Here is a 22032-nt window from a genome sequence, read left to right on the forward strand (position 1 = left end):
TTCGACTGTCGTTTGGTTAGCGTTCAGGCTTGTGGTGCAGCCGAACTCTCGAATCCGGCACGTTTTTCCTGTTCGAGCTTCTCGAGTTCCTGTTGAAACACCTGATCTCTAAGCGAAGGTTTTTTCCGCCAGGGTTTACGCTCAGGCTCGCGTTCGGCGGCATAGGTCGTAATCTCGCCTCCGTAGACTTTCGTAAAGCGCTGTGCCTGGCGTTCGAGTTCGGCGCGCAGTTCGTCTTTCGTCACGTAAGAGATCCTGTATTGAAGCGATTGCTTGTAAGTTGCCTGGAATTGCCTAGTTGTAACTGAAGTTTGCCGGAGTTTTCCCGGTAACCGTGATTGTTATGACGTGGTTCAATTGAAAAGGTTTGCGCAGAATGGGCGCAAGCCGGAGAAGCGAGGCGTAGTTCAAAAAAATAGGCGTGAACGTACATCGCTGTCCGTACGGAAATCAGCATCCGCGCCAAGCGAGTGAAAGTATGCCTGCTTTCGAGCAAGGCGGGCCAGGGGGCATGGAAAAAGAAAAGCCCGCAATGTGCGCGGGCTTTTCACTATCGGTTGAAGTGATCAACGGGCCACTTTGGCTTCGTTGCTCTGCTCCGCGCGACCATAAACATCATCGAAACGCTCGATGTCGTCTTCACCCAGATAGCTGCCGGACTGGACTTCGATGATCTCCAGCGGAATCTTGCCAGGGTTGGCCAGGCGATGTACCGAGGTGATCGGAATATAAGTCGACTGGTTTTCGGTGAGCAGGAAGGTCTTCTCGTTACATGTAACCTGCGCTGTACCGGAAACCACGATCCAGTGCTCTGCCCGGTGGTGATGCATCTGCAGTGACAAGCTGGCGCCGGGATTAACGCAGATACGCTTGACCTGGAAGCGGCCGCCCATATCCACCGAGTCGTACCAGCCCCACGGCCGGTAGACGGCACAGTGATTCTTGGTTTCGCTGCGGTCCTGGGCATCGAGCTTGCTCACCAGTTTCTTGACGTCCTGCACCTTGTCCTTGTGAGCGACCATCATGGCGTCCTTGGTTTCCACCACGACGACATCTTCCAGACCCAGCACGGTGACCAGTTTGCCGTTGCCGTGAACCAGGCAATTGCGCGTGTCTTCGGCGATCACATCGCCTTTGAGCACATTGCCGTTCTCGTCCTTTTCATGCACGTCCCAGATCGAGGACCAGGAGCCGACATCGCTCCAGCCCGCAGACATCGGCACCACGCAGGCCAGTTGCGTCTTTTCCATCACGGCATAGTCAATGGAGTTGTCCGGGCAGCAGGCGAAGGTCGCTGGGTCGATCAGCACTTCATCGCCATTCTTCACGCTGCGCTCGAGCGCTGCCCAGCAGGTGTCGTAAATGTCCGGGTCGTGCTTTTTCAATTCATCCAGGAAGACGCTGGCGCGAAACAGGAACATGCCGCTGTTCCAGTAGTAGTCGCCAGATTCCAGATAGCTCTGGGCACGTGCCTCATCGGGCTTCTCGACGAACTGGGCGACGCGCTTGATGCCTTCTGGCAGGCCCGCATTGGCGTCCTGGCTGCCACGAATGTAGCCATAGCCCGTTTCGGGGCGGGTCGGTGGGACGCCGAAGAGCACCATCTCACCGTTCTCGGCGGCGTTGGTTGCCAGTGCCAGGGAGCGCTGGAAAGCCTTCTGGTCTTCGATCACATGATCGGCCGGCAGGACCAGCAGCAGCTCGTCGCGGCCTTCTTCGATCAGCTTCATCGCGGCGATGCCGATGGCCGGCGCCGTGTTGCGACCGAAGGGCTCGAGCAGAAGGCCCTGGACGCCCAGTTTGCGCGCCGCCAGCTGCTCCTTGACGATGAAGCGATGGTCCTTGTTGCACACCAGCAGAGGCTGCTGCATGCCGTCGAAAGCCAGGCGCTCGACGGTCTGCTGAAACAATGTCTGTTCACCGGTCAGGGCCAGGAACTGCTTGGGGAACGACTTGCGGGAAAGGGGCCACAGTCGGGAACCGCTGCCACCTGAAAGAATAACCGGGATCATAGTGCTCTCTCCTGAATCGTTTCGAAGGTCGTTCTACTTGTTCGTCGACGCCGGCCATCTGGCAGCGCCCGGGTTGTTCATCGAGGGAATCGCCGATCGCTCGGAGCGATAGCCGCTCGGTCCCGAGGCACCGCCTCGGGAATGGAATCTGCTGTCAGGTCTCAATGGCCGGCGTTGGTTGCGCCAGGACCGCTCAGGCCCGATGGCGCTGTGGTTGATTGCCGGTCAGAAATGTCGGCACGGCGAATCTCCGATGGCCGACGGCACGACGAAGAGCGCCATCGTCGTGAGCGATGCGTGATGTCTGCCGGTCGGCAAGGAGCGCTGCTGTTGCATGGCCGTAACCCTCTGTTCGTGCCTTGCTCGGCGTATGTCTGCCCGAGTGCCGCGTTGGCACTGGTCGACGCCTCGGCCGTTGGCCTGATGTCCGGCAGTCTGGCTGCCCGAGGTTTCGCTCCTGCCGCAGCCGTCATGCGACCGGAAGCGGAGCGAATTGCATGATTGGTGACCCAATGCACGTTCATGTGCGACGTCCCTTTCCACCTGGAATTGTCGGTACGCGCTTATGATTGCCGGCCATGCGCGATAGTTCCCGCGTGGATTGCCGTTGATCGGTGAGATTTTTCGAACGGTTTCAGCGGGCGATGGCTGCTTAAGGGTGAGACCACGGCGGGCCTCGGTGCGCTGTCAGGCGCGGCGGGATGAGTTCGTGCTGCCCGTGCGGGCAGGGCGGCGCCAACCGGCGGGTTGGCGCCGCGGCTACGGTTACTGCTGGTCGGTATCGCGCAGGAATACCAGATGGTTGGCCGAGGAATCGTCCGCGCTGAAGCGATAGCCCTCGTAATCGAACGCCGAGAGCTGTTCGGGCTTGGCAATGCGTTCCTTGATCACCCAGCGTGCCATCAGGCCGCGCGCCTTTTTGGCATAGAACGAGATGATCTTGTACTGGCCATTCTTCATGTCCTTGAAATCGACCTCGATGACCCGCGCATTCAGCGCCTTGCGCTTGACTGAACTGAAATATTCATTGGACGCCAGGTTCAGTAGAACATCGTCGCCCTGTTCGCGAAGGGCTTCGTTCAGCCAGTCGCTGATTCGCTCTCCCCAGAACGCGTATAGGTCCTTGCCGCGCGGGTTGACGAGCTTGGTGCCCATTTCCAGTCGATAGGGCTGCATCAGGTCGAGTGGACGCAGCAGCCCGTAGAGCCCCGAAAGCATGCGTAGATGCTGCTGGGCGAACAGCAGATCGTCGTCGGTGAAATCGTCGACATTGAGCCCGGTGTAGACGTCGCCCTTGAAGGCCAGCAAGGCCTGTTTAGCGTTGTCCGGCGTGAACTCGGCGGTCCAGCTGCCGTAACGGGCCACATTGAGCGCAGCCAGCTTGTCCGAGAGGTGCATGAGTTCGCTGATCTGCGCTGGCGAATAGTCTCGAAGCAGTTCGATCAGTTGCTGCGAATGGTCGAGGTGCTGCGGCAGGGTGAAACGTTCGGTTATCGGTGGTGTTTCGTAATCGAGTGTCTTGGCTGGGGAAATCACCATCAGCATGTACGGTCTCCTTTCTGATGGCGCGATTGTAGGGTGGTGACCGGAGCGGCTCCAGCTATGGATGCCATAGACGCGCTGTTGACCTTACCTGCATGACGAGGTGCAAGCTGTGGCCATCGATTCGGGAGTTCGTATGACTGATTGCAATCACGCGCAATGGCAGCCGCCACACGACTACCGTCCTCTGGAACGCCGCGCGGAGCGGCAGACCTGGGGCGTGGTGCTGCTTACCGGGCTGACCATGGTGGTGGAGATAGTCGCCGGTTACTGGTTCAACTCGATGGCATTGCTGGCGGACGGCTGGCACATGGCTTCGCACATGGTCGCGATCGGTCTGTCTGCGCTTGCCTATCTACTGGCGCGACGCTACGCGACGGACCAGCGCTTCGCTTTTGGCACCTGGAAGATCGAGGTGCTCGCCGGCTTCGCCAGTGCGCTTCTGCTGGTAGTCGTGGCGCTGTTCATGATCGGCGAGTCGCTGCAGCGATTCTGGTCGCCTGCGGCGATCGGCTTCGATGAGGCGTTGCTGGTTGCGGTGATCGGCCTGCTGGTGAATCTGCTATCGGCCTGGCTGTTGCGTGATCAGCACGATCACGGCCATAGCCATAACGAGCAGGGCCATGCGCATGCACATGGGGCGTCAGGCAAGGACCTCAACCGTCATGCCGCCTTCATCCATGTGCTAACCGATGCCCTGACGTCGGTGGCGGCCATCGTCGCCTTGCTGGGGGGTAAGTTGTTTGGCTGGGGCTGGCTCGATCCGGCCATGGGCATCGTCGGTGCCGTGGTGATTCTCGTATGGGCGCGTGGTTTGTTGCGGGATACGGCGATGGCGTTGCTGGATCGGGAGATGGATGACCCACTCGTCGAGCAGGTTCGCGAAGCGTTGGAACGGGTGCCCGATACCGAAGTGACCGACCTGCACCTGTGGCGTGTAGGGCGTTCGCAGTACAGCTGCATCATCAGCGTGGTCACGCATCAGGGACATACCGCCGATCGCTACAAGGCCGCGCTGCAGCCCTTTACCCAGCTGGTGCACATCACTGCCGAGGTGAATCGCTGCGGCGAAAGCGCACACCTTGATCGTCGACATTAACGCGTGAAAACGGAGTGAGCCAAGCACCTGCGGTCGATTCGTGAAAAAAAACCGACATTCAACGGAAAAGTCTTTTGTCTGTCATAAGTTTTACGGTATTACCGAATCCAGACCGCCGAACCCTGCGACACAGGTGGCGGCTCCTGGGTAGCCCCGAATCCACTGGCTTCCCTCGTCCGCTCACCTCAATCGCACGGCGGTCACTCTGCGGCGGAGCGCGTATCCGCTTCGCTTCTGACCCTAGAAAAAGGTGATCGGTATGGATGACTACGGCAGATCCCGCGCGACCCAGCCCACGCTCTACGTCCTCGACACGAACGTTCTGATCCACGATCCCAATGCCTTGCTGAATTTCCAGGAGCACCAGGTCGCGATACCCATGACCGTGCTGGAGGAGCTCGATCAGCTCAAGACCGGTAAGCACAGCGTGGCCGCCGAGTGCCGCCAGGCGATTCGTCTGATCGACAGGCTGCTGGGCGATGCCACGCCCGAGGAAGTCGAACTGGGTGTGCCGATCCAGCGTGGCAAAAGCGGGCCGTGCGGCAGCCTTTCGATTCTGATGAGCAAGCGCGGTGAATCCAGCGCGCTGCCAGAGGACCTGAACGACAACAAGATCATCAATCAGGTGGTCGAGCTGAGCAAACAGCGGCCCGGGGTGCCGGTGGTACTCGTCACGAAGGACATCAACATGCGCCTGAAGGCGCGGGCCTGTGGCGTGGCGGCGGAGGACTACCATACCGACCAGCTGGTCGACGATGTCGGACAGCTTTCGCCGGGCTATCACAGCGTTACCGGCTCGTTCTGGGATCGCGTGAGCAAGGTGGAAACCCATCAGGGGCACGGACGTACCTGGCATCGGGTGCAGCTGACCGACAATCTACCGGCCGTCCATATCAACGAGTTCATCATCGACGAACAGGGCTTCGTGGGTTGGATCAAGGGCATCAAGGCCGATGAGCTGCTGCTGCTCGACCTGCACCAGGAGCCGCTGCTGCATCAGGAAGCCTGGGGCCTACGTCCGCGTGATATTCATCAGGCGCTGGCATTGTTCGCGCTGCTCGACCCGGATATTCATCTGGTCAACCTGTCCGGCGCCGCCGGTTCGGGCAAGACCATTCTGGCCCTGGCTGCAGCCATCGAGCAGACCGTGGTCAGCAAGCGCTACCGGCGCATCATCGCCACCCGCAGCGTCCAGGGGCTGGACGAGGACATCGGCTTTCTGCCCGGCACCGAGGCCGAGAAGATGGAGCCCTGGCTCGGCGCGATCACCGATAACCTCGAAGCGCTGCACATGGAGGACGAGAACACCCACGGTAGCATCGACTACATCCTGCAAAAGGTGCCGCTGCAGTTCAAATCGCTGAACTACATCCGCGGGCGCAGTTTCCAGCAGAGCCTGATCCTGATCGACGAATGCCAGAACCTCACGCCGCACCAGATGAAGACCATCATCACCCGTGCGGGCAACGGTTCGAAGGTGGTGTGTCTGGGCAACCTGGCGCAGATCGATACGCCCTATCTGTCCGCTACCAGTTCCGGATTGACCTACCTCACCGAACGCTTCAAGGACTTCTCCCACGGCGTGCATATCACCCTGCAGGGCGTGCCGCGCTCGGTACTGGCCGAATACGCCGAAGCGCACATGTAGAGGGCTCGAGGCTGGCGATGCCCGGAGTACCTCTTACGAGGCGGGTCCATCGCCGGCGGCTGGGGTAGACTCCTGATTTTCAGCTCAGGAGCGCCAAATGCTCACCCATCTCGATTCGCAAGGCCGCGCCAGCATGGTCGACGTCACCGACAAGGCCGTGACGGCGCGCGAGGCCGTGGCCGAGGCACGCGTGCGCATGCTGCCGCAGACCCTGCAGATGATTCAGCAGGGCGGCCATCCCAAGGGCGACGTATTCGCCGTGGCACGCATCGCCGGCATCCAGGCGGCGAAGAAAACCCATGAACTGATTCCGCTCTGTCACCCGCTGCTGCTGACCAGCATCAAGGTCGAACTGCAGGCCGATGGTGACGACAGCGTATTGATCCGCGCGGCCTGCAAACTGGCGGGCCAGACGGGGGTGGAGATGGAGGCGCTGACCGCTGCCAGCGTCGCCGCGTTGACCATCTACGACATGTGCAAGGCCGTGGACCGCGGCATGGTGATCGAAGGGGTGCGGTTGTTGGAAAAACTCGGCGGCAAGAGCGGACATTGGCAGGTGCAGGCATGATTTCGGTTCAGTTCTTCGCCCGATATCGGGAAACCCTCGGCAGCGATGGCGAGCGCATCCAATGGGATGAGTCGCTCGGCAGCGTGGATGACGTCCGCCGACATTTGTTGGCGCGCGGCGGCGTCTGGGAGGTGCTCGGCGAGCAGAACCTGATGTGCGCGCGCAATCAGGAACTGTGTGGCCTAGAAGAAGCCGTTGCCGATGGCGACGAGGTGGCGTTCTTTCCTACCGTGACCGGAGGTTGAGCATGGCGGTTCGTGTTCAACAGGCCTCGTTCGATCCCGGCGCGGAGCTTAACGCGCTGCACGCCGCCAACCTGGGCATCGGTGCGGTGGCCGGCTTCGTCGGCTATGTGCGTGACTTCAATGACGGACAGGACGTGGCCGGCATGTTTCTCGAACATGCCCCCGGCATGACGGAGAGGGCGCTGGAGAAGATCGTGCAGGAGGCCGAGCATCGCTGGCCACTGCTGCGCCTGGATGTGCTGCACCGCGTTGGATCGCTGGAGCCTGGCGAGCCGATCGTGTTCGTCGGTGCGGCCAGTGCCCATCGCGACGCCGCCTTCGACGCCTGTCGCTTCGTCATGGACTACCTGAAAACGCGCGCGCCATTCTGGAAGAAGGAAAGCACCGCGGCCGGGCCACGCTGGGTAGAGGGCCGTGCCAGCGATCAGCTGGCAGTCGAGCGCTGGAACGAGAAGAGCTGAGCCTTCAGTAGAAGGTGATGTACATCTTGAAGGCCAGCGTCGAGAACATGGTGAGGATGCCTAGGCTCAGCAGTCCGACGCCCCATTGTTTGTCCCGGTAGTTGAAGCCCACGCAGAGTAGGACAAAACCGACGACGATGAGGGTCAATAACCAGTGCATGCTGTCCATCGGTGATCCTCCTGATTCGATACCTGGATACTACTTTAGTCGCTTCGAGTCAGAAGCGGCCTGACCCAGGTCATCGGTGCCAGTCGCCGGCTCGCCTGGGCAGGCTCCGGGCAGCAAGGGGTTCAGCGCGAGCGGGGGACGGGCGCAAGCAGTTCCGCCGGCGGCATCTCGCACTGGATCTTGCGGCCGATCAGTGCCTCGATGGGCGGCAGAGCGAAGGCGTCGTCCTCGCCAGCGAAGCTGATGGAGGTGCCGCTGGTGCCGGCGCGGCCGGTCCGGCCGATGCGGTGCACGTAATCGTCCGGGTCTTCCGGTAGGGTGAAGTTGATCACATGGCTGATGCCATCGACGTGAATGCCGCGACCGGCGACGTCGGTGGCCACCAGCACGCGAATCTTGCCCTCGCGAAAGCCCTCCAGCGTGCGGATGCGCTTGTGCTGCGGGACGTCGCCGGACATCTGCGCGGCACTGATGCCGTCCTTGGTCAGGCGTTCCTCGATGCGTCGCACTTCGTCCTTGCGGTTGGCGAATACCATCACCCGCGTCCAGTCGTTCTGGGTAATCAGGTTGTACAGCAGCTTGTACTTGTCGCTGCCGGCTACGGCGTAGACGTGCTGCTCGACGGTATCGCTGGCGACGTTCTCCGGTTCGATCTCGACCACGGCGGGGTTGGTGGTCCATTGCTGTGCCAGGTTCATCACGTCATCGGTGAAGGTGGCGGAGAACAGCAGGGTCTGACGTTCGCTCTTGGGCGGGGTCTGCCGAATGATCTGGCGGACCTGCGGGATGAAGCCCATGTCGAGCATGCGGTCGGCCTCGTCGAGGACCATCACCTCGACCATGTCCAGGTGCACCTCACCGCGCTGGTTGAAATCCAGCAGGCGGCCGGGAGTTGCCACGAGGATGTCGCAGTAACGCGACTCCAGCTGTTTGAGCTGCTTGTCGAAATCCATGCCGCCGACAAAGCTCATCACGTTGAGACCGGTGTACTTGGTCAGGTCCAGCGCATCGTTGGCGATCTGCACCACCAGCTCACGGGTGGGGGCGATGATCAGTGCGCGCGGCTCGCCCATGTAGCGGTCTTTCGGTGGCGGCGTCTCGAGCAACTGGGTAATGGTGGAAATCAGAAATGCAGCGGTCTTGCCCGTGCCGGTCTGGGCGCGACCGATGGCGTCCCTTCCAGCGAGTGTGTAGCCGAGCACCTGAGCCTGGATCGGCGTGCAATAAGGGAAGCCCAGGTCGTGAATGGCGTGCATCAGCTCTGGTGCGAGCTTGAAGTCATGGAAGCGGGTCTTGCCTTCGGCCGGTTCGACCACGAAGTCTTCCAGCTTCCAGGCCGGGGCGGCGGGTTTGGGCGGTTTGCTGCTGCGCTGGCGGCGTGGCTTTTCAGCGGTGCGCTGGGTGGCTTGCGGCTTGGGTTGGGCTTCGTTCGTCGCGACCTGCTGGGTCACGGGGTCGGTTTGCCGTTCGTGGCTGGCAGATGCGGCACCAGTCGTTGTGGCGGCCCGCTCGTCCGGGGCCTTGCCAAAGATTTTCTTGAGTGCTTTGAGCACGGTCTTCTCGTCGTCGAAATGGGAAAGAATCGCGCGTCAGTGTAATGCAAGACGCAAATGTGGCGAAGCCTCCCGCCTGGCACGGGTGGCCGACGTGGTAGGCGGTCGGACGATGGCAGGTGTGAAGCGGCGCGCTGCCACGGATAGTCGCACGTCCAGCTTCCTCTGATGCGCCTGGTCAGCCAAGACGTTCAGCGAGCCAGGCGCCGATGTCGCGAATTTCCTCCGGCAGCACTTCATGGCCCATCGGATAGTCGTGCCACGCCGCGGTGACGCCTGCGTCCTGCAGGGTTTGAAAGGCGGCGCGGCCCATCGCCATAGGCACGACATCGTCGCGGCTGCCGTGCAGGCACAGTACCGGATACTGCAGTGCGGCCGGGGCGAACGCCGACGGCTCGGTAAAGGTGGGCGCGTAGGTCGAAAGCGCGATGACGCCGCCCAGCGGTCCCTGCCAGCGTAGAAACGCTGTGTGCAGGACGACCGCACCGCCCTGGGAGAAGCCGGCCAGGAAGATGCGTGCCGGATCGATCCCGGCATCGCGTTGCGCCTCGAGCAACGAGATGACCTGTTGTGCTGAAGCTTCCAACTGGTCACGGTTGATCGCGCGGGCCGGGCTCATGGCAAGGATGTCGTACCAGCTTGGCATGCTCCAACCACCGTTGATGGTCACCGGACGCGTCGGCGCCTGTGGCAGGACGAAGCGCGTGCTAAGCAGCCGTTGTTGCAGGGCTTCGGCAACCGGCAGGAAGTCGTAACGGTCGGCGCCCAGGCCGTGCAGCCAGATGACGCAGGCGTCGGCGCTGTTGGACGGCTCGAGAATCAGCGGGGTAGTCATGGATCGGCTCCGGTCTGGGTACGGTTGCCTCTTCTTGGGGCGCTCTGTCCGCCGCCAGTGAGGAAATAGCGCGAGGTTACCCGCTACGGCGTGACGTTAGAACCCGCGGTGGTACGTCGGCGGGCGTTCCCGGCGAGCTGGTACGCCGCTTGCTTTGTGCTGCCTGCTCTTAAGGGATCGGCCTGCAGGGGCGAGTCGAGGCAATGACAAACAACGTTGCCGTTCATCCATGGGCGACTAGACTCAGGTCAGGCTGGCACCGCTTCGTTTGCCCCGTCGGTACATCGAAGTGGTTCATGGCCCGAACCCGAGAATAAGAAAGCAAACTGGAGGTTTCGATGATTAGGGTGAAATCCACACTGGCTGCGCTGGGTGCTGCGTCACTGCTGGGTATGAGTGGGTTGGCGCAGGCAGGGGCGACCCTCGATGCGGTGCAGAAGAAGGGATTCGTGCAGTGCGGCATCAGCGATGGCCTGCCAGGGTTTTCGTTCGCCGACGCCAAGGGCCAGTACCAGGGGCTCGACGTTGATGTCTGTCGAGCAGTCGCCGCCGCGCTGTTCGGCGACGCGAGCAAGGTCAAGTACAGCCCACTGACCGCCAAGGAGCGCTTCACCGCGCTGCAGTCGGGCGAGGTGGATATGCTGTCGCGCAACACCACCTGGACGAGCTCGCGAGATGCAGCGATGGGGTTGAATTTTACCGGCGTGACCTACTACGACGGGCAGGGCTTCCTGGTAAACAAGGAACTCGGCGTCAAGAGCGCCAAGGAGCTTGATGGGGCCACGGTATGCATCCAGGCCGGCACCACCACGGAGCTGAATCTCTCCGACTATTTCCGCGCCAACGGCCACAACTACACCCCCATCACCTACGACACCTCTGATGAAAGCGCCAAGTCGCTGGAGTCCGGGCGCTGCGACGTGCTCACCTCTGACCAGTCCCAGCTCTATGCCCAGCGCATCAAGCTGGCGAAGCCTGATGACTATGTCGTATTGCCTGAGGTGATATCCAAGGAGCCCCTGGGCCCGGCGGTTCGCCAGGGCGATGAGGAGTGGTTCGATATCGTGCGCTGGACGCTGTTCGCCATGCTCAATGCCGAGGAACTGGGGGTCACTTCGGCAAACGTCGAGGAGAAGGCCAAAAGCACCAAGAATCCGGACGTTGCCCGCCTGCTGGGTGCCGAAGGTGAATATGGCAAGGACCTGAAGCTTCCGAAGGACTGGGCGGTACAGATCATCAAGCAGGTCGGTAACTATGGCGAGATCTTCGATCGCAACGTCGGTGCCGGCAGCGAGCTGAAGATCGAACGCGGCCTCAATGCCCTGTGGAACAACGGCGGCGTGCAGTACGCCCCGCCGGTACGTTGAGCGAGCGGGGCCGGCTATACCGGCTCCGTTACCAGAGGGAGAAGTATCACCGGTGCGCACAACGCGCCGGTGATGCGGTATGAGGACATTCGATGCGAACCATCGACAATCCCCGTCCGGCGGGCGGATCGCTTCTGCATGATCCGCGAGCGCGGGCCTGGCTATTCCAGATTCTGGCCGTCATCGCCGTGGTGGCATTCGGTTGGTACCTTTTCCATAACACCCAGACCAATCTCGCCCATCGCGGCATCACCTCCGGCTTCGGCTTTCTCGACAACGCTGCCGGTTTCGGCATTTCCCAGCACCTGATCGACTACAGCGAGAGCGACAGCTATGGTCGCGTATTCTGGGTCGGGCTGCTCAACACCCTGCTGGTCAGCGTGATCGGGATATTCCTGGCCACGATCATGGGTTTCATCCTCGGCGTGGGGCGGCTCTCGAGCAACTGGCTGATCCGCCAGCTGGCGACGCTCTACATCGAGATATTCCGCAATATCCCACCATTGTTGTTGATCTTCTTCGTCTATTTCGCAGTGATCAGCCCATTGCCCGGGCCGCGCAACAGCCTGAGCCTGTGGGACGCCGTATTCGTCAACAACCGTGGCGTGCAGATGCCGGCACCCAGCGCCGCCGAGGGCTTCTGGGCGTTCTGGCTGGCGCTGTTGGTGGCGTTGGCCTCGGTGGTCATGCTCAGCCGTTGGGCCCGCGCCCGACGCCATGCCACGGGCCGTACGTTTCCGGTGTTCTGGACCAGCTTCGGGCTATTTCTCGCCATTCCCTGGCTGGTGACGCTCGTTGCCGGGGCGCCGTTCAGCTGGGAAGTGCCCGAGTTGCAGCGCTTCAATATCCGCGGTGGCTGGGTGGTGATTCCCGAGTTGGTCTCGATCGTCGTGGCGTTGTCGGTCTATACCGCTGCATTCATCGGCGAAACCGTGCGTGCGGGCATTCAATCGGTCAGCCATGGTCAGACCGAGGCCGCCGCGTCCCTCGGCCTGCGTCCGGGACAGGTGCTGCGGCTGGTCATCGTGCCGCAGGCGCTGCGGGTCATCGTGCCGCCCTTGACCAGTCAATACCTGAACCTGGCGAAGAACTCATCGCTCGCAGCGGCGATCGGCTATCCGGACATGGTCTCGCTCTTCGCCGGCACGGTGCTCAACCAGACCGGGCAGGCGATCGAAACCATGGCCATCACCATGAGCGTCTATCTGGCCATCAGCATCAGCATTTCGCTGCTGATGAACTGGTACAACAAGCGCATTGCGCTGATCGAGCGGTGAGCGCATGACCATTCATACCTTCAAGCCCGACCTGCCGCCACCGACCATCAGCATCGGTGCGTTCGGCTGGTTGCGGGCCAATCTGTTCTCCAGCTGGCTCAACACATTGCTGACGCTGGTCGGTCTGTATCTGCTGTGGCTGATCGTGCCGCCGGTGCTCGAATGGGCGATCTTCAAGGCTGACTGGACCGGCGAAACCCGCGCCGATTGCAGCCGCGAGGGCGCCTGCTGGGTGTTCGTGCAGGCTCGCTTCGGCCAGTTCATGTACGGCTTCTACCCCGTGGAGCTGCGCTGGCGCGTCGATGCGGCAGCCTGGCTGGCGATCATCGGCGCGGCGCCGCTGTTCCTGCGGCAGATGCCGCACAAGCTGCGCTACGGCCTGGGCTATCTGCTGGTCTATCCGCTGCTGGCCTACTGGCTGCTGCATGGCGGATTCTTCGGGCTGCAGACGGTGCCGACCAGTCAGTGGGGTGGGCTGATGCTGACCGTGGTGATCGCCGCGGTGGGCATTGCCGGCGCCTTGCCGCTGGGCATCCTGCTGGCGCTCGGGCGACGTTCGGACATGCCGGCCATCCGGGTGCTCTGCGTCACCTTCATCGAGTTCTGGCGCGGCGTACCGCTGATCACCGTGCTGTTCATGTCGTCGGTGATGCTGCCGCTGTTCCTGCCCGAAGGCATGAACCTCGACAAGCTGTTGCGGGCGATGCTGATGGTGGTGTTCTTCGAGGCTGCCTATATCGCCGAGGTGGTGCGCGGCGGCCTGCAGGCAATCCCCAAAGGGCAGTACGAGGCGGCCGCAGCGATGGGTCTGGGCTACTGGCGCAGCACGTTGCTGGTGATCCTGCCGCAGGCGCTGAAGCTGGTGATTCCGGGCATCGTCAACACCTTCATCGCCCTGTTCAAGGACACCAGCCTGGTGATCATCATCGGCCTGTTCGATTTCCTCAACAGCATCAAGCGCGCTACGGCGGACCCGGCCTGGCTGGGTATGTCCACCGAAGGCTACGTGTTCGCCGCGCTGGTGTACTGGATGTTCTGTTTCGGCATGTCCCGCTATTCCATGCGCCTGGAGCGCAAGCTGGACACCGGCCACAAGCGTTAGGAGTGAGATATGAATGATTCAATCGCGCAGGCCGGGCGGGCGAGCGAGCCGGTCATCCGCATGCAGGGCGTGCACAAGTGGTTCGGCCAGTTCCATGTGCTCAAGGACATCAACCTTTCCGTGCGACAGGGCGAACGCATCGTGCTGTGCGGGCCGTCCGGGTCGGGCAAGTCCACCACCATCCGCTGCCTGAATCGGCTGGAGGAGCATCAGCAGGGGCGCATCGTCATCAACGGCGTCGAGCTGACCAGCGACCTCAAGCAGATCGAGGCGATTCGCAGCGAAGTCGGCATGGTCTTCCAGCACTTCAATCTGTTTCCGCACCTGACCGTGCTGCAGAACTGCACCCTGGCGCCGATGTGGGTGCGCAAGCTGCCGCGCCGGCAGGCCGAGGAGATCGCCATGCATTATCTCGAGCGCGTGCGCATTCCCGAGCAGGCCAACAAGTTTCCCGGTCAGCTCTCCGGCGGCCAGCAGCAGCGGGTGGCGATCGCCCGGGCGCTGTGCATGAAGCCGAAGATCATGCTGTTCGACGAGCCGACTTCGGCGCTCGACCCGGAGATGGTCAAGGAAGTGCTGGACACCATGATCGGTCTCGCCGAAAGCGGCATGACCATGCTCTGCGTGACGCATGAAATGGGCTTCGCCCGCACCGTGGCCGACCGGGTGATCTTCATGGACAAGGGGGAGATTGTCGAACAGGCCGAGCCGGAGGTGTTCTTCACCAACCCGGTGAACGACAGGACCAAGCTGTTCCTCAGTCAGATCCTGCATTGAAGAGCGGCAGGTCTCCGAGCGGAAACAGTCGCCCCGTTCCGGCATCCCGCCTGACCTCCGGTTGACATCGGTCATGGGCGGACGTCCTGCGATAGCCTGTAATCGTCGCATCCCATCGCGTCCGGGGCGTCGGCATGTCGAAGCGCAGAACCTGTGGTGTCATTCGTTTGCTACAGCTAGCAGTCGCCTGGCTGCTGGCGTGCGCGCTGGTCGCCTCGGCACAGGCAGAGGCGCTCTGGACACCGGAGGACATTGCGCTTTCCCGTCATGTACCGCGTGAGGCCGAGGCAACTGATTCGCCCGCTTATGAAGCTGATCCGCTGGGGCTGATCCTCGTGGTCGAGGCCGGCGGCTCGCATGTCACCATCCTCGATGGCGAAAAGCTCGAGCCCATCCACCGCTTTGTCACGCGAGGTGTGCATGACAGCCCCTGTTTCACTCGCGATGGGCGCTTTGTGTTTTTCGTATCCCGCGATGGCTGGGTGACCAAGTACGATCTGTGGACGCTGACGGTCGTCGCCGAAGTGCGTGCGGGTCTGGACAGCAGCAATATCGCCATTTCCCCTGCCGGCGACCACATTGCCGTGGCCAATCTGCGGCCCCATGCGTTGGTGCTGCTCGATGGAGAACTGAACCTACTCAAGGTCCTGCCGACCCTCGACCACAAGGGCGAGCGCAGCTCGCGGGTGTCGGCGGTCTACGGTCTGCCGGCGCGTCGGTCGTTCATCGTTGCGATGAAGGACATCGCCGAGCTGTGGGAGGTCAGCTATGACCCTGGCGCCGAGGATATGGCGATCGGTCTGGTGCATGACTTCCAGTACCGGGAGGGGACGTTCGTTTCCGGTTATCTCAACCCCCGGTGGATCGAGCTGGATGGGCCGTTGGATGACTTCTTCTTCAACCCAGAGCAGGCCGAGCTGTTCGGCGTGTCGTCCCAGGGCGAGGTGGAGGTCGTTCATCTGGATGCGCGTCGGCGGATCGGCCGGCTGCCCATGCAAGGTCACCCAGACATGGCGTCGAGTGTCGCCTGGCGGCGCGACGGCAGGTTGCTGATGGCCAGCACCGGTCAGGTGTCGCCCGAAATCGCGGTGATCGATCCGCAGCAACGCGCGCTGGTACGACGTATCGCTCTGAAGGGGCCTGGGCGCTTGCTCACGGCTCTCGAGAACAGCCGGTATCTGTTGGTCGTTTCGACGATGCCGGCCGACTCTCGACAGGTGCTGCAGGCGATCGACCGCGAGACGCTGGAAGTGGCGCGAGAATTCCTGGTCGAGCCGGAGGCGACGCTGGCTCATGTCGAATTCTCACGAGATGGCCGCCATGTCCTGGTCAGCCTGCAGCGCGACGAGGGAGCGCTGATCGTTCTCGATAGCCACACCCTGGCCGAGGTGAAACGCCTGCCGATGAAACAGCCGGTCGGCCAATACGGCGTCTGGAGGGGAGTCAGGCTTCAGGGTGGCGCGCGCTAGCCAGCGGCCGGCTCGCGGTCGACTCCGTCATCGGTCCTGGCGGGCTGGGCGTGGGCTCGCGGGGCAGGTTGCGGCCTTACGCTGGTCGTCGGGGCCAGCTGTCAGCACGGCTCCGGACTTGCAGCGGGTCGCTGCCCCTTGCCCATCGTCATGAGCTAGAATACGCGCCCCGACTGCTCCCCCTCCGAGGCTGTTCCGACGATGTTGATCCTGCGCGGCGCTCCCGCTCTTTCCGCCTTCCGTCATGGCAAGCTCCTGGCACAACTGACCGAGAAGGTCCCCGCCGTCAGCGGGTTGTACGCCGAGTTCGCCCATTTCGCCGAGGTTTCCGGCACGCTTGATGCGGATGAGCAGCACGTACTGACCCGCCTGCTGAAGTACGGACCCAGCGTGCCGGTACAGGAACCCGCCGGTCGGCTGTTCCTGGTGGTGCCGCGTTTCGGCACCATCTCGCCCTGGTCGAGCAAGGCCAGCGACATCGCCCACAATTGCGGCTTGGAGAAGATCCAGCGGCTGGAGCGGGGGATCGCCTACTACGTGCAGGGTGAAATCTCCGACGGCGACGCCAAGCTTGTCGCTGCCGCGCTGCACGACCGCATGACCCAGCTGGTGCTGGGCCGCTTCGAGGAGGCCGCCAACCTGTTCAGCCATGCCGAGCCGAAGCCGCTGACGGCGGTGGATGTACTCGGCGGCGGCCGCGCCGCGCTGGAGAAGGCCAACGTCGAACTGGGCCTGGCCCTGGCCGAGGACGAAATCGATTACCTGGTACAGGCCTTCACCGGACTGGGGCGCAACCCGCACGATATCGAGCTGATGATGTTCGCCCAGGCGAACTCCGAGCACTGCCGGCACAAGATCTTCAATGCCAGTTGGGACATCGATGGCGAGAGCCAGGAAAAGTCCCTGTTCGGCATGATCAAGAACACCTACCAGCTGCACAACGAGGGCGTGCTGTCGGCGTACAAGGACAACGCCGCGGTCATCGTCGGCAACGTCGCCGGGCGCTTCTATCCGAATCCTGAGACGCGCGAGTACGCGGCCAGCCAGGAGCCGGTGCATATCCTGATGAAGGTGGAAACCCACAACCACCCGACCGCCATCGCGCCGTTCCCCGGGGCTTCCACCGGCTCGGGCGGCGAGATTCGCGACGAGGGTGCCACTGGCCGCGGCGCCAAGCCGAAGGCCGGCCTTACCGGTTTCACCGTATCCAACCTGAACATCCCGGGTTTCGAGCAGCCCTGGGAAAAGCCCTACGGCAAGCCCGAGCGCATCGTCACCCCGCTGGACATCATGATCGAGGGTCCGCTGGGCGGCGCCGCGTTCAACAACGAATTCGGTCGTCCGGCGCTGACCGGCTATTTCCGTACCTTCGAGCAGGCAATCAGCACCCCGCATGGCGAGGAAGTGCGCGGCTACCACAAGCCGATCATGCTTGCCGGCGGCATGGGCAACATTCGCGAAGAGCATGTGCAGAAGGGTGAGATTTCGGTCGGCGCCAAGCTGATCGTCCTCGGCGGCCCGGCCATGCTGATCGGCCTGGGTGGCGGTGCGGCATCGTCGATGGCCACCGGTACCAGCTCGGCTGATCTGGACTTCGCCTCGGTACAGCGCGACAACCCGGAAATGGAGCGTCGCTGCCAGGAAGTCATTGATCGCTGCTGGCAGATGGGCGAGCAGAACCCGATCAAGTTCATTCACGACGTGGGCGCCGGCGGCCTGTCCAACGCTTTCCCCGAGCTGGTCAACGATGGCGGTCGTGGCGGCCGTTTCGAGCTGCGCAACATTCCCAACGACGAGCCGGGCATGGCGCCGCTGGAAATCTGGTGCAACGAATCCCAGGAACGCTACGTGCTTTCGGTCGATGCGGCCGATTTCGAACGTTTCAAGGCCATCTGCGAGCGCGAGCGTTGCCCGTTTGCGGTGGTCGGCGAGGCCACCGAGGAAGCGCATCTGACCGTCGCCGACAGCCATTTCGGCAACAAGCCGGTGGACATGCCGCTCAACGTGCTGCTCGGCAAGGCGCCACGCATGCACCGCAGCGCCAGCCGCGAAGCCGAACTGGGCGATGACTTCAATGCCGCGGCGGTCTATCTGGACGAAGCCGTGGGCCGCGTGCTGCGCCATCCTGCGGTGGCCAGCAAGAGCTTTCTGATCACCATCGGTGACCGCAGCATCACCGGCCAGGTGGTCCGCGACCAGATGGTCGGTCCATGGCAGGTGCCCGTGGCGGACTGTGCGGTAACCGCCGCCAGCTTCGACGTCAATTGCGGCGAGGCGATGGCAATGGGCGAGCGCACCCCGCTGGCACTGCTCGACGCTCCGGCCTCCGGACGCATGGCCATCGGTGAGACGCTGACCAACCTGGCTGCCGCTTCCATCGAGAAGATCTCCGACATCAAGCTGTCGGCCAACTGGATGGCCGCAGCCGGGCATCCGGGGGAGGATGCACGCCTGTACGACACCGTGCGTGCCGTTGGCATGGAACTCTGCCCGCAGCTGGGCATTACCATTCCGGTGGGCAAGGACTCGATGTCGATGAAGACGCGCTGGTCGGAAGAGGGCGCCGAGAAGAGTGTGACGTCGCCGCTTTCCCTCATCGTGTCTGGCTTTGCTCCGGTCAGCGACGTTCGCCGTACGTTGACGCCACAGCTGCGCCTGGACAAGGGGGCCACCGACCTGATCCTGATCGACCTCGGTCGCGGGCAGAACCGCCTGGGTGGATCGATTCTCGCGCAGGTCTACGGCAAGCTCGGTCGGCAGGTGCCGGATCTCGACGATGCCGAAGACCTGCGCGCATTCTTTGCCGTCATTCAGGGGCTCAACGCCGATGGGCTGCTGCAGGCCTATCATGACCGTTCCGACGGCGGCTTGCTGACTACCGTGCTGGAAATGGCGTTCGCCGGTCACTGTGGTCTGAATCTGAATCTCGATGGTCTGCTGGATGATGCCGATGACGTGCCAGCCGTGCTCTTCAACGAAGAGCTGGGTGCGGTCATTCAGGTACGCCAGGATGACACCGAGATCGTGCTCTCGCAGTTCAGCGCAGCCGGCCTCGGCGACTGCGTCGCGGTCATCGGGCAGCCCGCCAACAATGGCTATGTCTCCATCAGGCTGGCCGGCAACGAGGTGTTCAGCGGCGACCGTCGCCTGCTGCAGCGCCAGTGGGCCGAGACCAGCTACCAGATCCAGCGCCTGCGGGACAACGCCGAGTGCGCCGACCAGGAGTTCGACGCGCTGTTGGAGGAGGACAATCCCGGCCTCAGCGTCAAGCTGGGCTTCGACGTCAACCAGGATATCGCCGCGCCCTACATCAAGCGCGGTGTGCGCCCGCAGGTGGCGGTGCTGCGCGAGCAGGGCGTCAACGGTCAGGTCGAGATGGCAGCGGCGTTCGACCGGGCCGGGTTTGCCGCGGTCGACGTGCACATGAGCGACATTCTCTCCGGTCGCGTCAGCCTCGAGGCGTTCAAGGGCCTGGTCGCCTGCGGCGGTTTCTCCTATGGCGACGTGCTGGGTGCCGGCGAGGGCTGGGCCAAGTCGGTCCTGTTCAATGCGCGCGCGCGCGACGGCTTCCAAGCCTTCTTCGAGCGCAAGGACAGCTTCGCCCTGGGTGTGTGCAACGGCTGCCAGATGATGAGCAACCTGCACGAGCTGATCCCGGGAACCGAGTACTGGCCGCACTTCGTGCGCAACCGCTCGGAGCAATTCGAAGCGCGCGTGGCAATGGTCCAGATTCAGGACTCGCCGTCGATCTTCCTGCAGGGCATGGCCGGCTCCCGCCTGCCGATCGCCATCGCTCATGGCGAAGGCCATGCGGAGTTCGAAAGCGAGGAGGCCATGTTGCAGGCTGATCTCTCCGGTACCGTGGCGCTGCGCTACGTCGACAACCATGGCAAGGTCACCGAGCGCTATCCTGCCAACCCGAGCGGCTCGCCGCGGGGCATAACGGGTCTGAGCAGTCGTGATGGTCGTGTAACCATCATGATGCCGCACCCCGAGCGGGTGTTCCGCGCCGTAACCAACTCCTGGCGTCCGGACGAATGGCAGGAGGACGGCGGCTGGATGCGCATGTTCCGCAATGCTCGTGTCTGGGTTGACTGATCACGCTTTCGACCCGAGCCCTGCAAGCCCGCTGATCGCCGATCAGCGGGCTTTTCATTTGGACCAATGTCTATGAACCGCGGGTCCTGCTCGGCGTCTGAGCTATGACGCGCAGCACCTTTTGTGCGGTGCGTGGCTGGCAAACTGCCATCTATCTCGTCTGGCCACGCGCCAGGCTTCATGCGCACGGAGAGGTCGATGTACAAACTGTGTTTCTATGTTCCGGAAAGCCATCTGGAAGCGGTCAAGAAAGCAGTGTTCACAGTAGGTGGCGGTCGAATCGGTAGTTATGACAGCTGCTGCTGGCAGACGCTGGGGCAGGGGCAGTATCGGCCGCTGGAGGGAAGTCAGCCTTTTCTGGGCCAGACCGGACAAGTGCAGCACGTGGCCGAATGGAAGGTCGAGATGGTGGTCGCCGACGAGCTGATTCACGACAGCGTCAAGGCGATGAAGAAGGCTCACCCCTACGAAACACCAGCGTTCGATGTGTGGCGTCTGTCCGATATGCAGTTCTGATCGGGGGGAGAGCGCCCCCCGCCGTTATTGGATGTTGCCTGGATGGGTCAGGGCCGTATCTCGATCAGCGTGCCGTCCTTGACCAGCGACCAGATTTCCCGCATGTCGCTGTTGCTCAGGGCGATGCAGCCTTCGGTCCAGTCGAGGGTGTGGAAGAACCACTCGGGATACTCCTCGTCGAGTGGCGTGCCATGCAGCATGATCATGCTGCCCGGCGGCACTCCTTCCTCCTGCGCGCGTGCCAGGTCGCGGGCGTTGGGGTAGGAGATGTGCATCGACAGGTTGTATTTGTCGCTGGTCTTGCGCCAGTCGATCCAGTAGAAACCCTCGGGCGTACGCATGTCGCCTTCACGCAGCTTCGCGCCGCGTGGCTGCTTGCCCAGCGAGACGCGATAGCTCTTGAGCGTCTGGCCGGCGCTGACCAGATGAAGTTGGCGTTCCGACTTGACCACCAGCACCTTGTCAATGGAGGAGCCGCCCAGGCTGGGTGTCGTGTTGGCGTAGGACATCGCAGTGAAGGTTAGGCAGAGCAGGGTGAACAGCCAGCGCATCGAAACTTTCCCGTGGAAAACTGCATCAGACCTGTATTGCCGTCATGCCGTACCGAACATCAACTTGCCCGGTCGCGCTGCCTGAGGCCGGAGACGGCTTCGTTACGTACCGGGAAGGTCTGCTGCACCCGGTCGGTGAAGAAGCATTCTAGGGTACGGCCAATGGTCGGAAAAGCCAGCTCGGACCAAGGGATGTCCTGCTGATGAAAGAGTTTCACCTCGAGACTCTCGTCCCCGGCACAGAAGTCCAGATCGACCAGCTGCGCGCGAAAGAACATGTAGACCTGATTGATATGTGGCAGATCGAACAGGGTGTACAGCTGCAGGTCCCTGACTCTTGCGCAGGCTTCCTCGAGCGTTTCGCGCGCAGCAGCCTGTTGTATCGTTTCGCCGTTTTCCATGAAGCCGGCCGGCAGCGTCCAGTACCCGCGTCTGGGTTCGATCGCGCGCCGGCAGAGCAGCACCTGGTCGTCCCAGATCGGCACGCAACCGGCAACGATGCGTGGATTCTGGTAGTGCACGGTCTGACAACTATCGCAGACGAAGCGCGGTCGGTTGTCACCGTCCGGGACGCGGATCAGGACCGGGTTGCCACACTGGTTGCAGTACTTCATGGAAGAATTCCTGTCGATTACGGCAAATCTTGGGCCGTCCGCGGTAATTCAGCAAGGAAGCCACGAACCACCGTGAGACTGATCTCCCATGAGCCTGTTCGTCCGGCACCATGACTTTTCCGAGGTCTT

General features: G+C 62.4%; 20 protein-coding genes. 12 read left to right on the plus strand and 8 right to left on the minus strand.

Annotated features, from left to right (window positions below; all coding sequences use genetic code 11):
• Positions 1 to 23: 23 nt before the first annotated feature.
• The 3 genes from OUY36_RS05605 to yaaA all read right to left on the minus strand — a co-directional run bounded on the left by OUY36_RS05605 (position 24) and on the right by yaaA (position 3557).
• Positions 24 to 245 carry a hypothetical protein gene (locus tag OUY36_RS05605; RefSeq protein ID WP_110777896.1) on the minus strand — a complete coding sequence of 74 codons (222 nt, stop codon included), beginning with the start codon at positions 243 to 245 and terminating at the stop codon, positions 24 to 26.
• A 321-nt stretch (positions 246 to 566) separates the two neighbouring features.
• Positions 567 to 2012 (minus strand): mannose-1-phosphate guanylyltransferase/mannose-6-phosphate isomerase, encoded by a 1446-nt coding sequence (locus OUY36_RS05610; protein WP_063544655.1) that lies wholly within the window; start codon positions 2010 to 2012, stop codon positions 567 to 569.
• 765 nt (positions 2013 to 2777) lie between these two features.
• On the minus strand, positions 2778 to 3557 hold the full coding sequence (gene yaaA / locus OUY36_RS05615) for a peroxide stress protein YaaA (protein ID WP_156244405.1): 780 nt from the start codon (positions 3555 to 3557) through the stop codon (positions 2778 to 2780).
• A gap of 133 nt (positions 3558 to 3690) precedes the next feature.
• Here yaaA and dmeF point away from each other — a divergent pair, with 133 nt between their 5' ends.
• The 5 genes from dmeF (at position 3691) to moaE (ending at position 7575) form a co-directional block, all read left to right on the plus strand.
• Positions 3691 to 4653 carry a CDF family Co(II)/Ni(II) efflux transporter DmeF gene (gene dmeF, locus OUY36_RS05620; protein ID WP_267937126.1) on the plus strand — a complete coding sequence of 321 codons (963 nt, stop codon included), beginning with the start codon at positions 3691 to 3693 and terminating at the stop codon, positions 4651 to 4653.
• Between the two features lie 259 nt (positions 4654 to 4912).
• Positions 4913 to 6301, plus strand: a complete 1389-nt coding sequence (locus tag OUY36_RS05625; protein WP_063544661.1) for a PhoH family protein — start codon at positions 4913 to 4915, stop codon at positions 6299 to 6301.
• Between the two features lie 97 nt (positions 6302 to 6398).
• Positions 6399 to 6869 (plus strand): cyclic pyranopterin monophosphate synthase MoaC, encoded by a 471-nt coding sequence (gene moaC / locus OUY36_RS05630; protein ID WP_063544663.1) that lies wholly within the window; start codon positions 6399 to 6401, stop codon positions 6867 to 6869.
• Positions 6866 to 7114, plus strand: coding sequence for a MoaD/ThiS family protein (locus OUY36_RS05635; protein ID WP_133456091.1), 249 nt, complete (start codon positions 6866 to 6868; stop codon positions 7112 to 7114). The genes moaC and OUY36_RS05635 overlap by 4 nt, the downstream gene beginning before the upstream one ends.
• Before the next feature lie 2 nt (positions 7115 to 7116).
• The gene (gene moaE, locus OUY36_RS05640; protein ID WP_013982032.1) at positions 7117 to 7575 is read left to right on the plus strand and encodes a molybdopterin synthase catalytic subunit MoaE; all 459 of its coding nucleotides are present in this window, start codon (positions 7117 to 7119) and stop codon (positions 7573 to 7575) included.
• Positions 7576 to 7579: 4 nt separating this feature from the next.
• Here moaE and OUY36_RS05645 read toward each other — a convergent pair whose 3' ends face one another.
• The 3 genes from OUY36_RS05645 to OUY36_RS05655 form a co-directional block, all read right to left on the minus strand.
• A complete protein-coding gene (locus OUY36_RS05645; protein ID WP_162621546.1) occupies positions 7580 to 7735 on the minus strand; it encodes a hypothetical protein in 156 nt (51 codons plus the stop codon).
• A 131-nt stretch (positions 7736 to 7866) separates the two neighbouring features.
• Positions 7867 to 9297: an ATP-dependent RNA helicase RhlB gene (gene rhlB / locus OUY36_RS05650; RefSeq protein ID WP_063544669.1), complete on the minus strand. Its 1431-nt coding sequence runs from the start codon at positions 9295 to 9297 to the stop codon at positions 7867 to 7869.
• Positions 9298 to 9475: 178 nt separating this feature from the next.
• Positions 9476 to 10132, minus strand: coding sequence for an alpha/beta hydrolase (locus tag OUY36_RS05655; RefSeq protein ID WP_200600034.1), 657 nt, complete (start codon positions 10130 to 10132; stop codon positions 9476 to 9478).
• 338 nt (positions 10133 to 10470) lie between these two features.
• Here OUY36_RS05655 and OUY36_RS05660 point away from each other — a divergent pair, with 338 nt between their 5' ends.
• From OUY36_RS05660 to OUY36_RS05690, 7 genes are all read left to right on the plus strand, one after another.
• Positions 10471 to 11499, plus strand: a complete 1029-nt coding sequence (locus OUY36_RS05660; RefSeq protein ID WP_063544673.1) for an amino acid ABC transporter substrate-binding protein — start codon at positions 10471 to 10473, stop codon at positions 11497 to 11499.
• Positions 11500 to 11591: 92 nt separating this feature from the next.
• Positions 11592 to 12776 carry an amino acid ABC transporter permease gene (locus OUY36_RS05665; RefSeq protein ID WP_063544675.1) on the plus strand — a complete coding sequence of 395 codons (1185 nt, stop codon included), beginning with the start codon at positions 11592 to 11594 and terminating at the stop codon, positions 12774 to 12776.
• A 4-nt stretch (positions 12777 to 12780) separates the two neighbouring features.
• Entirely contained in the window at positions 12781 to 13878 is a 1098-nt protein-coding gene (locus tag OUY36_RS05670) for an amino acid ABC transporter permease (RefSeq protein ID WP_063544677.1), read from the plus strand.
• 9 nt (positions 13879 to 13887) lie between these two features.
• Positions 13888 to 14655 carry an amino acid ABC transporter ATP-binding protein gene (locus OUY36_RS05675; RefSeq protein WP_063544679.1) on the plus strand — a complete coding sequence of 256 codons (768 nt, stop codon included), beginning with the start codon at positions 13888 to 13890 and terminating at the stop codon, positions 14653 to 14655.
• Between the two features lie 134 nt (positions 14656 to 14789).
• Positions 14790 to 16124 carry a cytochrome D1 domain-containing protein gene (locus tag OUY36_RS05680; protein ID WP_063544681.1) on the plus strand — a complete coding sequence of 445 codons (1335 nt, stop codon included), beginning with the start codon at positions 14790 to 14792 and terminating at the stop codon, positions 16122 to 16124.
• Between the two features lie 201 nt (positions 16125 to 16325).
• Positions 16326 to 20222, plus strand: coding sequence for a phosphoribosylformylglycinamidine synthase (gene purL / locus OUY36_RS05685; RefSeq protein WP_267937127.1), 3897 nt, complete (start codon positions 16326 to 16328; stop codon positions 20220 to 20222).
• A gap of 198 nt (positions 20223 to 20420) precedes the next feature.
• Positions 20421 to 20738 (plus strand): Nif3-like dinuclear metal center hexameric protein, encoded by a 318-nt coding sequence (locus OUY36_RS05690; RefSeq protein ID WP_102840667.1) that lies wholly within the window; start codon positions 20421 to 20423, stop codon positions 20736 to 20738.
• Between the two features lie 47 nt (positions 20739 to 20785).
• Here the strand turns inward: OUY36_RS05690 and OUY36_RS05695 are convergent, their stop codons facing one another.
• Together OUY36_RS05695 and OUY36_RS05700 are read right to left on the minus strand one after the other, a co-directional pair.
• A complete protein-coding gene (locus OUY36_RS05695) occupies positions 20786 to 21289 on the minus strand; it encodes a L,D-transpeptidase family protein (protein ID WP_102840668.1) in 504 nt (167 codons plus the stop codon).
• Positions 21290 to 21348: 59 nt separating this feature from the next.
• Positions 21349 to 21903 carry an NUDIX hydrolase gene (locus tag OUY36_RS05700; protein WP_102840669.1) on the minus strand — a complete coding sequence of 185 codons (555 nt, stop codon included), beginning with the start codon at positions 21901 to 21903 and terminating at the stop codon, positions 21349 to 21351.
• Positions 21904 to 22032 lie beyond the last annotated feature (129 nt).

Source organism: Stutzerimonas sp. R40042 (assembly GCF_026642215.1).
Taxonomy (GTDB): Bacteria; Pseudomonadota; Gammaproteobacteria; order Pseudomonadales; family Pseudomonadaceae; genus Stutzerimonas; species Stutzerimonas frequens.

Coding starts and splice junctions, on each gene's coding strand:
- moaC (WP_063544663.1), top strand. CDS start 6,399: ATGCTCACCCATCTCGATTCGCAAGGCCGCGCCAGCATGGTCGACGTC.
- OUY36_RS05635 (WP_133456091.1), top strand. CDS start 6,866: ATGATTTCGGTTCAGTTCTTCGCCCGATATCGGGAAACCCTCGGCAGC.
- OUY36_RS05670 (WP_063544677.1), top strand. CDS start 12,781: ATGACCATTCATACCTTCAAGCCCGACCTGCCGCCACCGACCATCAGC.
- OUY36_RS05675 (WP_063544679.1), top strand. CDS start 13,888: ATGAATGATTCAATCGCGCAGGCCGGGCGGGCGAGCGAGCCGGTCATC.
- OUY36_RS05645 (WP_162621546.1), bottom strand. CDS start 7,735: ATGCACTGGTTATTGACCCTCATCGTCGTCGGTTTTGTCCTACTCTGC.
- purL (WP_267937127.1), top strand. CDS start 16,326: ATGTTGATCCTGCGCGGCGCTCCCGCTCTTTCCGCCTTCCGTCATGGC.
- OUY36_RS05610 (WP_063544655.1), bottom strand. CDS start 2,012: ATGATCCCGGTTATTCTTTCAGGTGGCAGCGGTTCCCGACTGTGGCCC.
- OUY36_RS05660 (WP_063544673.1), top strand. CDS start 10,471: ATGATTAGGGTGAAATCCACACTGGCTGCGCTGGGTGCTGCGTCACTG.
- OUY36_RS05655 (WP_200600034.1), bottom strand. CDS start 10,132: ATGACTACCCCGCTGATTCTCGAGCCGTCCAACAGCGCCGACGCCTGC.
- OUY36_RS05695 (WP_102840668.1), bottom strand. CDS start 21,289: ATGCGCTGGCTGTTCACCCTGCTCTGCCTAACCTTCACTGCGATGTCC.
- yaaA (WP_156244405.1), bottom strand. CDS start 3,557: ATGCTGATGGTGATTTCCCCAGCCAAGACACTCGATTACGAAACACCA.
- moaE (WP_013982032.1), top strand. CDS start 7,117: ATGGCGGTTCGTGTTCAACAGGCCTCGTTCGATCCCGGCGCGGAGCTT.
- OUY36_RS05690 (WP_102840667.1), top strand. CDS start 20,421: ATGTACAAACTGTGTTTCTATGTTCCGGAAAGCCATCTGGAAGCGGTC.
- OUY36_RS05625 (WP_063544661.1), top strand. CDS start 4,913: ATGGATGACTACGGCAGATCCCGCGCGACCCAGCCCACGCTCTACGTC.
- dmeF (WP_267937126.1), top strand. CDS start 3,691: ATGACTGATTGCAATCACGCGCAATGGCAGCCGCCACACGACTACCGT.
- OUY36_RS05700 (WP_102840669.1), bottom strand. CDS start 21,903: ATGAAGTACTGCAACCAGTGTGGCAACCCGGTCCTGATCCGCGTCCCG.
- OUY36_RS05665 (WP_063544675.1), top strand. CDS start 11,592: ATGCGAACCATCGACAATCCCCGTCCGGCGGGCGGATCGCTTCTGCAT.
- OUY36_RS05680 (WP_063544681.1), top strand. CDS start 14,790: ATGTCGAAGCGCAGAACCTGTGGTGTCATTCGTTTGCTACAGCTAGCA.